This is a genomic window from Streptomyces sp. NPDC005485 (genome assembly GCF_040606085.1).
Taxonomy (GTDB): domain Bacteria; phylum Actinomycetota; class Actinomycetes; order Streptomycetales; family Streptomycetaceae; genus Streptomyces.
This window is the reverse complement of record NZ_JBEXDZ010000121.1, coordinates 17,253-30,108: the sequence shown is the minus strand read 5'-3', so window position 1 is coordinate 30,108 and position 12,856 is coordinate 17,253. Positions and strand designations below refer to the sequence as shown.

Below are 12,856 nucleotides of genomic sequence, written 5' to 3'. Positions count from 1 at the left end.
GCCGCCGGTCCCGGTCGGGGGCGTACCGGTCTCGCCGCCGCCCTGCTGACCGCCACCGGGGAACGAACCGTTCCCGCCACCCGGTGCGCCGGAGGGCGCACCGCCGCCGGCAGCCGAACCCGTCTGGCCGGCCTGCTGGTTGCCGCCGGGCGCCTCGCCGTTTCCGGGTCCGCCGGCGTTCCCGCCGCCGAAGCCGCCCCGGCCGCCGCCCCCGCCGGGACCGCCCATGCCGCCGCCGGTGGTGGGCCCGGCGGTCGGGTTCGAACCGCCCATGCCGCCGCCCGACCCGGAGACCGAAGACGCCGCGTACGCGGCCGGACCGGCGACCGACGCGAGGACCGCGGCGGCCACGGAGGCCGCGAGCAGCCGCGCCCGGTTGCCGGAGCCCGCGGAGCGGAAGACGAGCAGGCCCGCGATCGCCGACGCCATGACCACCGCGATCGTCGGCCACAGCCAGCTGTTCCAGTCGGAGGACCGGCGCAGCAGGACCACGGACCAGATGCCGGTGACCGCCAGGGCGAGGGGGAGCACCCACGCCCACCGCTTGTCGGCGCGGAAGGCGCGCAGCAGCATGACACCGCCGGCTCCGCACAGCGCCGCGATGCCGGGGGCGAGCGCGGTCGTGTAGTAGGGGTGCATCGTGCCTTCGGCCATCGCGAAGGTCAGGTAGTGCAGCAGTGTCCAGCCGCCCCACAGGACGAGTGCGGCGCGGGTGAGGTCGGTGCGCGGGGCGCGGCCGGCCAGCACCAGGCCGCCGACGAGCGCGATGCCCGCGAAGGGGATCAGCCAGGAGATCTGGCCGCCGAGGATGTCGTTGAACATCCGGCCAAGGCCGGCGGTCCCGGAGAAGCCGCCTCCGCCGCCGCCCCCGCCGTTGCCCTCACCGCCCAGGACCCGGCCGAGGCCGTTGTAGCCCATGATCAGGTTCCAGGCGCTGCCGTCCTCCGAGCCGCCGATGTAGGGCCGGTCGTCGGCGGGCACCAGCGACACGGCCGTCGCCCACCAGAAGCTGGAGACGGCCAGCGCGACGCCCGCGAGCAGCAGGTTCACGATCCGCTTCACCAGGGGGAGGCGGGAGGCGTACAGGTAGACCGCGAAGACGGCGGGCAGCGCGATGTAGCCCTGGAGCATCTTCGTGTTGAACGCGAGCCCGAAGCAGACCGCCGAGCCGAGCAGCGGCAGCAGCCTGCCGTCACGCGTGGCGCGCAGCCCGAGGGCCGCACCGCCCACCATCAGCAGCAGGAGCAGGGTGTCGGGGTTGTTGTCGCGGTTGATGGCGACCGTGATCGGGGTCAGTGCGAGGACCAGCGCGGCCAGGGTGGCCGCCGCGTGCCCGAAGACCCGCTTCACCGAGGAGTGCAGGATCCAGATCGTGCCGAGCGCGGCGACGACCATGGGCGCCATCATCTGCCAGGTGCCGAAGCCGAGGATCCGGCACGACAGGCCCATGACCATGAGAGCGAGCGGCGGCTTGTCGACGGTGAGGAAGTTGCCCGCGTCGATCGAGCCGAAGAACCAGGCCTTCCAGCTCTGCGTGCTGCTGAACACCGCGGAGCTGTAGAAGGTGTTCAGGCCGGAGCCCGACAGGTTCCAGGAGTACAGCGCCGCCGCGAGCGCCAGGATCGCGATCAGGGCGGGCAGCGACCAGCGGGGGGCCTTGTCCGGTGGCGCCTCGGTCACCGCCGGCGGCGGGAGGTCGGGGGTCACGGAGGCCTGGGGGTGTGGGTCGGTGGCAGATGTCACCAGTGCACCGTGCCCGCGGGCGATGGGCGCGTGCTGTGCCCTGCCTGGGAACGGGCTGTGGGTGGGTGAGAACCGGGTAAGAGACCGCACCCGGCGGCGCCCGGCGGCACCCGATGGGAACCGCCGTACAACTTTCGGTCATCCTTGCGAGTCGAAAGAGACGAACGTGCCGGGGGCGCGTTCGTATCGCTTCAAGGGGATGGGAAGCCTTCATGACTCACCGGATATCCCGGGGCACCCGTGTGCTCGCAGCGAGCCTCGGGGCCGGCGTGATCGCGCCGCTCGCGCTGGCCGCCGCACCGGCCTCCGCCGCGACGACGGTCAGCTGCACCTCCGCCCAGGCGGGCCTGGCCACCAAGCTGCAGCGGGACATCACCGCGGCGCTGGCGAACCGTACGGGCACCGTCGCCGTCGGCCTCTACGACCGCACCACCAAGACCACGTGCACCCTGCGCGCGAGCTCGTCCTTCGACTCCGCGAGCACCGTCAAGGTCACCGTCCTCGCCACGCTGCTGTGGGACGCCAAGAAGCACAACCGCTACCTGACCGACCGCGAGACCACGCTCGCCAAGGCCATGATCACGCAGTCGGACAACAACGCGACCACAAGCCTGTGGAACCAGCTCGGCATGACGAAGATCAAGGGCTTCCTCACCGCGGCGGCCATGACCCGGACCGTGCCGGGCACGGGCGGCTACTGGGGCCTGACCCAGATCAACGTCACCGACGAGCAGAAGCTGCTCAAGCTGATCACCGCCCACAACACGGTGCTGAGCGACAACTCCCGCGCGTACATCCTCAAGCTGATGAACCAGGTCACCTCCTCGCAGCGCTGGGGCACGCCGGCCGGGGCGCCCTCGTCCGTGACCGTGCACGTCAAGAACGGCTGGCTGCAGCGCTCCACGCACGGCTGGCGGGTGCACAGCCTCGGCACCTTCAACGGCGGCGGCCACGACTACATGATCAGCGTGCTCACCCACGGCAACAGCACCATGAGCTACGGCGTCACCACCATCCAGAACGTGGCCAAGGCCATCCACAAGGACCTGGTGCCGACGACGGCCACGAACAGCGCGACCATCCAGCGGTACGTGCCGACGGACACGCCCAAGGAGTCGATGCCGGCGGTGCCCGCGGCCGGCTGACGCCGCACACCGGGCTTCCCCGGCGCTTCACTGAGGGGCCTCGCACAGGGGCCCCTCTCTTGCGCCTTTTGTTGCGGGGGGATGAAATCCGCTGCTGCGAGCGTTGATGCCTTCCGGCGGACAAGGATCTACGGAAGGTACCGGCGTGGCAGCGCAGCAGGGGGAGCGGCAGGGCTGGGCGCGTCGGCTCGCCGGGTACGCGTGGCGGTATCCGAAGGACGTCGTCCTGGCCCTCGGCTCGTCGCTGGCCGGCATGGCCGTCATGGCGCTGGTCCCGCTGATCACCAAGGTGATCATCGACGATGTCGTCGGCGACCACACCCGCGGCATGGCCCCCTGGGCGGGCGCCCTGATAGGCGCCGCCGTCATCGTCTACGTCCTCACCTACATCCGCCGCTACTACGGCGGCCGCCTCGCCCTCGACGTCCAGCACGACCTGCGCACGGAGATGTACCGGACGATCACGCGGCTCGACGGGCAGCGGCAGGACGAGCTGTCCACCGGGCAGGTCGTCGGCCGCGCCACCAGCGACCTCCAGCTGATCCAGGGCCTGCTCTTCATGCTGCCGATGACCATCGGCAACCTGCTGCTGTTCCTGATCTCGCTCGGCATCATGGCCGCGCTGTCCCTCCCGCTCACCCTCGTCGCGCTCGCCGTCGCCCCGGCCATCTGGTTCGTCGCCAAGCGCAGCCGCTCCAAGCTGCACCCCGCCACCTGGTACGCGCAGGCGCAGGCCGCCGCCGTCGCCGGTGTGGTCGACGGCGCCGTCAGCGGCGTACGCGTGGTGAAGGGCTTCGGGCAGGAGGACCAGGAGACCGGGAAGCTGCGGGAGGTGGGGCGCCGGCTCTTCGCGGGGCGGCTGCGCACGATCCGGCTGAACTCCAAGTACACCCCGGCCCTCCAGGCCGTCCCCGCGCTCGGCCAGGTCGCGATGCTCGCGCTCGGCGGCTGGCTCGCGGTGAAGGGCCAGATCACACTCGGTACGTTCGTCGCGTTCTCCTCGTATCTCGCGCAGCTCGTCGGACCCGTCCGGATGCTCGCCGTGGTGCTGACCGTCGGCCAGCAGGCCCGGGCCGGCGCCGAGCGGGTCCTCGAACTGATCGACACCGAGCCGTCGATCAAGGACGGCACGAAGGCCCTGCCCGCCGACGCTCCCGCGACCGTAGAGTTCGACGACGTGTCCTTCGGCTACGAGGACGCCTCCGGGAAGCTCAGCCCGGTCCTGGACGGGCTCTCCTTCGAGATCCGCCCCGGCGAGACCCTCGCCGTCGTCGGCTCCTCCGGCTCCGGCAAGTCGACGGTCTCCCTCCTGCTGCCGCGCTTCTACGACGTGACGCACGGCGCCGTCCTCATCGGCGGCCACGATGTGCGCGAGCTGACGCAGGAGTCGCTGCGCGCCGCGATCGGGCTGGTGCCCGAGGACTCGTTCCTCTTCTCGGACACCGTGCGCAGCAACATCGCCTACGGCCGCCCGGACGCCACCCAGGAGGAGATCGAGACCGCCGCCCGCGCCGCCCAGGCGGACCGTTTCATCGCCGAGCTGCCCGAGGGCTACGACACCAAGGTCGGCGAGCACGGCCTCACTCTCTCCGGTGGCCAGCGCCAGCGCGTCGCGCTCGCCCGCGCCATCCTCACCGACCCGCGCCTGCTCGTCCTCGACGACGCCACCTCCGCCGTCGACGCCCGTGTCGAGCACGAGATCCACGAGGCGCTCACGCACGTCATGGAGGGCCGCACGACCCTCCTCATCGCCCACCGCCGCTCCACCCTCAACCTCGCCGACCGCATCGCCGTCCTCGACGCCGGTCGCCTCGCCGACATCGGCACGCACGACGAACTCCAGGCGCGCTCCCCGCTCTACCGCCGGCTGCTGACCGACCCCGATGAGCTGGGCGGCGTCTCGCCGGGCCACGAACAGCCCGCCTGCCCGCCGGAGGACACCTCCGTACGGGACGAGCTGGACGCCGAGTTCGACGCCGAGCGGGGCGTCACTCCCCGGCTGTGGACCGGCGACCGCGAGCCGAAGGACATCGCGCTCGCCGGGATGCCCGCCACACCCGAACTCCTCGCCCAGGTCGAGGCGTTGCCCCCGGCGACCGACGTCCCCGGCATCGACGAGGCACGTGCGGTCACGGCCGAGGAGTCGTACGGCCTCAGGCGTCTGCTGCGCGGCTTCGGGCTGCCGCTCCTGGTGAGCCTCGGGCTCGTCGCCGTCGACGCGGGCATGGGTCTGCTGCTGCCCGTCCTGATCCGGCACGGCATCGACAAGGGTGTCTCGCAGCTCGCGCTCGGCGCCGTGTGGGCCGCGGCCGCGCTCGGTCTGGTCGCGGTGCTCGTCCAGTGGGTGGCGCAGATCGGCGAGACGCGGATGACCGGCCGTACCGGCGAGCGGGTGCTGTACGCACTCCGCCTGAAGATCTTCGCGCAGCTCCAGCGCCTCGGACTCGACTACTACGAACGGGAGTTGACCGGGCGCATCATGACCCGGATGACCACGGACGTGGACGCGCTGTCGACGTTCCTGCAGACCGGTCTCGTCACCGCGTTCGTCTCCGTCGTCACCTTCTTCGGCATCATGGGCGCCCTGCTGGTGATCGACCTGCAACTGGCGCTGGTCGTCTTCGCGACGCTGCCGCCGCTGGTCATCGGCACGTTCTTCTTCCGTCGGGCGAGCGTGAAGGCGTACGAACTCGCCCGCGAGCGCGTGTCGGTGGTCAACGCCGAGCTCCAGGAGTCGGTGTCCGGGCTGCGCATCCTCCAGGCGTTCCGGCGCGAGGGCTCGAGCGGGCAGCGGTTCACGGACGGCAGCGCGAGCTACCGTGAGGCCCGTATCCGCGGGCAGTGGCTGATCTCCGTGTACTTCCCGTTCGTGCAGCTGCTGTCGTCGGTGGCCGCGGCCGCCGTGCTGATGGTCGGCGCCCACCGCGTCGACGCGGGCACGCTGACGACGGGCGCGCTCGTCGCCTACCTCCTCTACATCGACCTGTTCTTCGCCCCCGTGCAGCAGCTCTCGCAGGTCTTCGACGGCTACCAGCAGGCGACCGTCTCGCTGGGCCGGATCCAGGAGCTGCTCCAGGAGCCGACGTCGACGAAGACCACCGCCGAGCCTCTTGAAGTGCCGTCCCTGCGCGGCGAGATCGCCTTCGAGGACGTCGACTTCGCGTACGCCGGTGACGAAGAGGCCCTGAGCCAGGTCGCGTTGACCATCCCGGCCGGGCAGACCGTCGCCTTCGTCGGCGAGACCGGCGCGGGCAAGTCGACGCTGGTGAAGCTGGTCGCGCGGTTCTACGACCCGACGGGCGGCCGGGTGACGGTCGACGGCACGGACCTGCGCTCGCTCGACCTCACCGCCTACCGTCACCGGCTCGGTGTGGTCCCCCAGGAGGCGTACCTCTTCCAGGGGACCGTCCGGGACGCCATCGCCTACGGCCGCCCCGACGCGAGTGACGCCGAGGTGGAGGCGGCGGCCCGCGCGGTCGGAGCGCACGACATGATCGCCACGCTCGACGGCGGCTACCTCCACGAGGTCGCCGAGCGCGGCCGCAACCTCTCCGCCGGACAACGCCAGTTGATCGCCCTGGCCCGCGCCGAACTCGTCGACCCGGACATCCTCCTGCTCGACGAGGCCACCGCAGCCCTCGACCTCGCGACCGAAGCCCTGGTCAACCAGGCCACCGACCGCATCGCCGGCCGCCGCACCACCCTGGTCGTCGCCCACCGCCTGACCACGGCCGCCCGCGCGGACCGCGTCGTGGTCATGGATCGCGGGCGGGTCGCGGAGGACGGTACGCATGCGGAGTTGCTGGCATTGGGCGGGCTGTACGCGGGGTTGTGGCGGACGTTCGTCGGCGAGGCCGAGGCCGCTGCTGCGTGAGGCGGGCCTCCAGGGTGCCGGACGGAGTCCGGCCAGTCGTGCGAAGCCTGTGAGGCCCGCCGGGGCCGAGCGGTGCGAGTGCGACCGGGAGAGGTCTGCCCGCGGGCGGGTGGCGGAGGACGGGACGCATGCGGAGTTGCCGGCATTGGGCGGGCTGTACGCGGGGTTGTGGCGGACGTTCGTGGGCGAGGCCGAGGCCGCTGCTGCGTGAGGCGGGCCTCCAGGGTGCCGGACGGAGTCCGGCCAGTCGTGCGAAGCCTGTGAGGCCCGCCAGGGCCGAGCGGTGCGAGTGCGACCGGGAGAGGTCTGCCCGCGGGCGGGTCGCGGAGGACGGTACGCATGCGGAGTTGCCGGCATTGGGCGGGCTGTACGCGGGGTTGTGGCGGACGTTTGTCGGCGAGGCCGAGGCCGCTGCTGCGTGAGGCGGGCCGGCGTCAGCTCTTCTGCTTGATGTCGGAGATCTTCTGCGTCGCGAGATCCGATTGCACCGTCAGATAGCTGTACGTCGGGTGCTGGGCGGAGCCCCAGGTCAGCCGGACCGTCGACCAGGTGTGCCCCATGCCGCTGTCGCCCGCCGTCACCTTCCAGGCGCGCGGCACGTCCTGGGCGCGCAGGACGCCGTCGGCGTGCTCGTGCTTCTCCCAGGAGGCGAGGCGCGAGCGCAGGTTCGAGGTCAGGTAGAAGCTGCGCAGCTGGGTGCTGAAGCGGCCGGACCCCTCGTCGTTCACCGCGTCGATGTAGGCGCCGTAGAAGTTGGCCACCCGGTCGTACGCCGGGCCGTTGCTGCCGCTGCGCGCCGGCGGCGGAGAAGCGGTGCCGGCGACGGCGGGCACCGAGGCCCCGGCCGCGGTGAGCAGCGCCGCGGCGACGAGCACGCGGCCGGCCGTACGTGAGGGAACCATGCGTGAGCGAACCATGCGGGACATGGGCTACCACCTTTCCGTTTCCGACCCGTTGGACAACGGGTAAACCGGCAAGGTTGCCCCAAATCCGGAAAAACTTCCGCGTCCCCCCGACGCAACCATCCGATGTACGTCCGGCGTCCGTACATCAGTACGCTGACTGCAGCGGGAGGGACGACAGTGGACAGTGGTGCGATACGGCGACGGGTGGCGCTCGGCATGGCCGTGCTCGCCGCCTCCGGGTTGCTCACGCTCGCGATGCCGGGCAGCGCGCACGCGGCCTCGTACTGCTCGGGGCACAAGGTCCGTACGCTGGCCTTCGCCTCCGGCTCCGTGCAGGTCTACAAGAACCGCGGATACGTCTGCGCCGTGACCTTCCCCAAGTCGGGGGGCGCCCGGAAGTGGATGTCCGTCAGCGTGCAGGCCCGCGGCAACCGCCCGGTCGTGAACGCGGGGCGCTTCCTCCATCACGCCGGCCCGATCACCGTGCACGCCGGACACCGCTGCGTGTGGATCAAGGGCGCGGTCGGGTCGAGCAAGGTCAGCTCGGGCTGGATTCTCTGCTAGGGGGCGCTCAGCTCTCTCACAGGGTTTGCCCAAACTCCTCTGGTGTCACGCCGGTTGCTCCGCTAGGTTCCGGCGGACATCTGCGTAAACCCAGGGGAGTGTGCATGCGCAAGGCGCTCAGATGGCTGCTCGCGCTCACGGTGCTCATAGGCACGCTGAGCACGGCCGGGGCGGCCACCGCCGCCCAGCCGGAGGCCACGGGTACCGCGGCCTCGGCCGACACCGACATCAAGGACCGGCTCCTCGCGATACCGGGCATGAGCCTGATCGAGGAGAAGCCGTACACCGGCTACCGCTTCTTCGTCCTCAACTACACCCAGCCGGTCGACCACCGGCACCCGTCCGCCGGTACGTTCCAGCAGCGCATCACCGTGCTGCACAAGGACACCTCCCGCCCGACGGTCTTCTACACCGGCGGCTACAGCGTCTCCACGACACCCAGCCGCCGCGAGCCGACCCAGATCGTGGACGGCAACCAGATCTCGATGGAGTACCGCTTCTTCACTCCGTCCCGGCCCGAGCCGGCCGACTGGACCAAGCTCGACATCTGGCAGGCGGCGAGCGACCAGCACCGTATCTTCAAGGCCCTCAAGCCGATCTATGGCCAGAAGTGGCTGTCCACCGGCGGCTCGAAGGGCGGCATGACCGCCACCTACTACGAGCGCTTCCACCCGCGCGACATGGACGGCGTCGTCGCGTACGTCGCCCCCAACGACGTGGTGAACAACGAGGACTCCGCCTACGACCGCTTCTTCGGACACGTGGGCACCAAGGAGTGCCGCGACAAGCTGAACGCCGTCCAGCGCGAGGCCCTCGTGCGACGTGCGCCGCTGGAGAAGAAGTACGCGGCGTACGCCGCCGACAACGGCTACACCTTCACCACGACCGGCAGCCTCGACAAGGCGTACGAGGCCGTCGTCCTCGACTACGTGTGGGGCTTTTGGCAGTACAGCCTGCTCTCCGACTGCGACACGATCCCGGCCGACGCCGCGCACGCCACGGACGACGCGATCTGGGACTCCGTCGACACGATCTCCGGGTTCTCCGCCTACACCGACCAGGGCCTCGCCGACTACACGCCGTACTACTACCAGGCGGCCACACAGCTCGGAGCGCCCACGATCCACTTCCCGCACATCGAGAAGAAGTACATCCGCTACGGCTACCAGCCGCCGCGCAACTTCGTCCCGCGCTCCATCCCGACGAAGTTCCAGCCGTGGGTGATGCGTGACGTCGACGCCTGGGTCCGCCACCACGCCGACCACATGCTCTACGTGTACGGCCAGAACGACCCGTGGGGCGCCGAGCGCTTCCGGTTCGGGGCGGGCGCGCACGACGCGTACGTCTTCACCGCGCCGGGCTCCAACCACGGCGCCCGCGTCGCCGGACTCGTCGACGACGAGAAGGCGCTCGCCACCGCCCGCATCCTGGAGTGGGCGGGCGTCGCCTCCGCCACGGTCCAGGCGGACCCGTCGGCGGCCAGGCCGCTGGCGAAGTACGACGCGAAGCTGGACCGGCACGACGTGGAGCGCGAGCCCGCGCTGCGGCCGTAGCACCAACCGCGTTGCTGCGCCCGTCCGTTGACTACACCGGGCGGGCGCAGCCCACCGGCTCGGTGCCGCCGAGCTGGACGTAGAGCGCGGTGGAGGCCGGGCACCGGGAGCGGGCGGCGACCGCGGAGGTCACCTTGTACTCGGGCGGCTTGCGGCCCGAGCCGTCGCACGCCGTCTCGCGGACCTGCCCGCGGCCCGCGCCGTAGACGCAGTCGCCGACGATCGTCCGGGGGCCTCCGCCGCCGCCCGGGTCGCCGGGGTGCGGGGGTTCGAGGTTGCGCATGCAGGCGTAGCCCTGCGGGACCGCGCCGTCGCCGTCCTCGTCGGACGACGGTCTCGTCTCGCTGATGTGCAGCACGAAGTCGGTGGTGGGCGGGCAGGACGGGCCCTGGGCGACCTCGCCGTCGTAGCGGGCGACGACCCGGGCAGCCGCGCGCTCGCTGGTGCACGGCACCTCGGTGAAACTCGTCTTCCCGAAGGAGCTGCACTCCTTGACGTCGAGGAACACGGTCCCGTAGCCGCTCGGACGCGTCGCCGTGGACTCCTTGCCGTCGAGTCTGCCGTCCCCCGAACCGGAGCCGCTCTGGCAGCCGGTGAGGGCCACCGCGACCAGCGCGAGCGTCACCAGCGTGCCCGGCACGGCACGCATGACGCACATGACTCGCGTGGCTGACATGACCATCCCCCCGGTACCCCCGCCCAGCGTGACCCGCCACCGCGGGCCCACGCCAGACGTGCGGGGGGCTTTGCGTCTCTTGGGTGGGGCGTACGGGGGGCACGGCGTACCCCTCGTACGTCTCCGGCCCCTGCGCCGCTAGTACGACAGGCCGTACCCGATCGGATACAGCACCTGCGCCGGGTCGTCCGCCCGCTGCACCGCCACCGGCAGGCTGCCTCCGGGCGCCACCCTGCCCGCGATCACCCGGGCCGCCGCGCGCAGTTCGACGTCCGTCCAGGAGTAGGACGCCAGGAAGGCTCCCACGTCCTGGAGCTGGGCCACGTCGTACGGGTTGCGGACGGCGAGGGCGACGACCGGGACGCCGGTCGCGACCAGCTGGGTGACCAGGGACTTCTGGGAACTGCTCGCCGTCACGTTGTACGTCGCGACGACCACCGCGTCCGCGTCCCGCGCCGCCGTCACCGCACGCGCGATCGTCGCCGCCGAGGGTGCCGTGCCGGTGGACAGGGCACTCGCCGCGAAGCCCAGCTCGGTGAGGGCGGCGGCGAGCACGGTCGTCGGCGGTCCGTCCGTGCCGGAGGGGGAGGCCGGATCGGCGCCCACGACCAGCACGTTCCTGTGCGTACGACGGGAGAGCGGCAGCAGGTGCCCGTGGTTGAGCAGGAGCGTGGTGGTGCCGTCGGCGATCGCGTCGGCCGCCTTGCGGTGCGCCGCGGTTCCCACCTTGCGGTCGACGCCGCGCGCGGTGACGTACGGGTCGTCGAGCAGGTTCAGCTTCACCTTCAGCCGCAGGACACGCAGGATCGACTCGTCGAGCCGGGCCTCGGTCAGCTCACCGCCGCGGACCGCGTTCAGCACGGCGTTCCAGGCGATGTCCAGGGACGGCGGGTTGAGGAGCTGGTCGACGCCGGCCTTCAGCGCGAGGACGGGCACGCGGTCGTCGCCGTACTTCTGGCGGACGCCCTCCATGCCGAGGGAGTCCGTCACCACGACCCCGTCGTAGCCGAGTTCGCCGCGCAGGATGCCGGTGAGGATCGGGTGCGAGAGGGTCGCCGGGTCGCCGGAGTCGTCGAGGGCCGGGACCATGATGTGCGCGGTCATGATCGAGTCGATGCCCGCGCGGACGGCCGCCCGGAACGGCACCGCGTCGAGGCCCTGCCACACCTCCCGGCTGTGCGTGATGACCGGGAAACCGAAGTGGCTGTCGACGGCGGTGTCCCCGTGCCCCGGGAAGTGCTTGGCGGTGGCCGCCACCCCGGACTCCTGATACCCCTTCACCTCGGCTGCCACCAGCCCGGCCACCGCGTCCGGGTCGGCGCCGAACGAGCGGACGCCGATGACCGGGTTCGCCGGGTTGACGTTCACGTCGGCGACCGGGGAGTAGTCCTGCCGGATGCCGATCGCGCGCAGTTCGACCCCGGAGATACGGCCGAGCGCGTGGGCGGCGGAGCGGGAGCCGCCCGCGCCGACGGCCATCGCGCCGGGGAACAGCGTGGCGGGCTTTCCCACGCGCGCGACTATCCCGTGCTCCTGGTCGGTGGAGATGAGCACCGGCAGACCGCGGGGCAGGTCCAGGGACGCCTTCTGGATGCCGTTGGACAGGTCCGCGATCTGGTGCGGGGTGCGCGTGTTGTGCGCCCAGGTGAAGTAGATGATCCCGCCGACGCGGTACTTGGCGACCAGCTCGGCCGCCGTCCTGACTCCGATCTCGCTGAGGTTCGCGTCGATGTCGGCCTGGTCCGGCGCGGTGGCCGAGTGGCCGTAGACGCGCATCACGAAGAGCTGGCCGACCTTCTCTTCCAGGGTCATACGGGAGATGAGGGCGCGCAGGGCAGTGTCGTCGCGGGGGTCGGCGGGGTGGGGCTCGGCGGCGTGGGCCGCCGGGGTCGTGCTCACGGCCAGGGCGGCCGTGACCCCCGCGGTGGCGGCGAGAAGGGTACGTCTGGAGGGACTTGCGGTGCTTCCCGTGCTGCTCTCGTGCACGTGCGCTCCTTCCGGAGGACTGCATGAACGGCGATGAACGGCTATGAAGGAAACTTCCGAGGAGTCACGAATATCCGGGAAGTTTCTGCCAGTCAAGAGTGTGCACAGGAACACGCGAAAACGTGGGAAGGGGCCGTCACCGGCGCTGTTGGAGGGGGGCGCGCCGGTGACGGCGTGCTGCCGGCCGCAGGCGGCGGAGAGGGTAGGTCAGCGATCGCAGCCAGCAGCGAAGCCGACACCGCACTGCGCAGACTCATCCGACAGCATGCTGGTTGGACGAAGGGGTACGGGTCCGGGTTCCCGGATTCGGGGCAACTCCGGAAGTTGGGGCGGGGGCGACGCAGGGGGCCCCTGGGCCGCTCGGCCGCGCCCACCTGAGGACGCCCGGGCTCCGTCCGCCCGCGTCCACT

The 12,856-nt window shown here is 71.4% G+C and carries 8 protein-coding genes; 4 read left to right on the top strand and 4 right to left on the bottom strand.

Annotated features, from left to right (window positions below; genetic code table 11):
• The coding region (locus ABZS97_RS31885; protein WP_356143317.1) for a glycosyltransferase family 39 protein at positions 1-1,743 on the bottom strand (1,743 nt) is incomplete at its 3' end.
• Between the two features lie 212 nt (positions 1,744-1,955).
• Here ABZS97_RS31885 and ABZS97_RS31880 point away from each other — a divergent pair.
• Positions 1,956-2,888, top strand: coding sequence for a serine hydrolase (locus ABZS97_RS31880; protein ID WP_356143315.1), 933 nt, complete (start codon positions 1,956-1,958; stop codon positions 2,886-2,888).
• Positions 2,889-3,033: 145 nt separating this feature from the next.
• The gene (locus ABZS97_RS31875; RefSeq protein WP_356143313.1) at positions 3,034-6,762 is read left to right on the top strand and encodes an ABC transporter ATP-binding protein; all 3,729 of its coding nucleotides are present in this window, start codon (positions 3,034-3,036) and stop codon (positions 6,760-6,762) included.
• A gap of 434 nt (positions 6,763-7,196) precedes the next feature.
• On the opposite strand, the gene ABZS97_RS31870 is transcribed toward ABZS97_RS31875, so the two are convergent.
• The gene (locus tag ABZS97_RS31870) at positions 7,197-7,688 is read right to left on the bottom strand and encodes a hypothetical protein (RefSeq protein ID WP_356143311.1); all 492 of its coding nucleotides are present in this window, start codon (positions 7,686-7,688) and stop codon (positions 7,197-7,199) included.
• 156 nt (positions 7,689-7,844) lie between these two features.
• On the opposite strand from ABZS97_RS31870, the gene ABZS97_RS31865 reads away from it, so the two are divergent.
• Together ABZS97_RS31865 and ABZS97_RS31860 are read left to right on the top strand one after the other, a co-directional pair.
• The gene (locus ABZS97_RS31865; protein WP_356143309.1) at positions 7,845-8,231 is read left to right on the top strand and encodes a hypothetical protein; all 387 of its coding nucleotides are present in this window, start codon (positions 7,845-7,847) and stop codon (positions 8,229-8,231) included.
• Positions 8,232-8,335: 104 nt separating this feature from the next.
• Positions 8,336-9,784, top strand: a complete 1,449-nt coding sequence (locus ABZS97_RS31860) for a S28 family serine protease (RefSeq protein WP_356143307.1) — start codon at positions 8,336-8,338, stop codon at positions 9,782-9,784.
• A 31-nt stretch (positions 9,785-9,815) separates the two neighbouring features.
• Here the strand turns inward: ABZS97_RS31860 and ABZS97_RS31855 are convergent, their stop codons facing one another.
• Both ABZS97_RS31855 and ABZS97_RS31850 read right to left on the bottom strand, forming a co-directional pair.
• A complete protein-coding gene (locus ABZS97_RS31855) occupies positions 9,816-10,460 on the bottom strand; it encodes a hypothetical protein (protein ID WP_356143304.1) in 645 nt (214 codons plus the stop codon).
• Positions 10,461-10,598: 138 nt separating this feature from the next.
• Positions 10,599-12,446: a glycoside hydrolase family 3 protein gene (locus ABZS97_RS31850; protein WP_356143302.1), complete on the bottom strand. Its 1,848-nt coding sequence runs from the start codon at positions 12,444-12,446 to the stop codon at positions 10,599-10,601.
• Between the last annotated feature and the right edge of the window lie 410 nt (positions 12,447-12,856).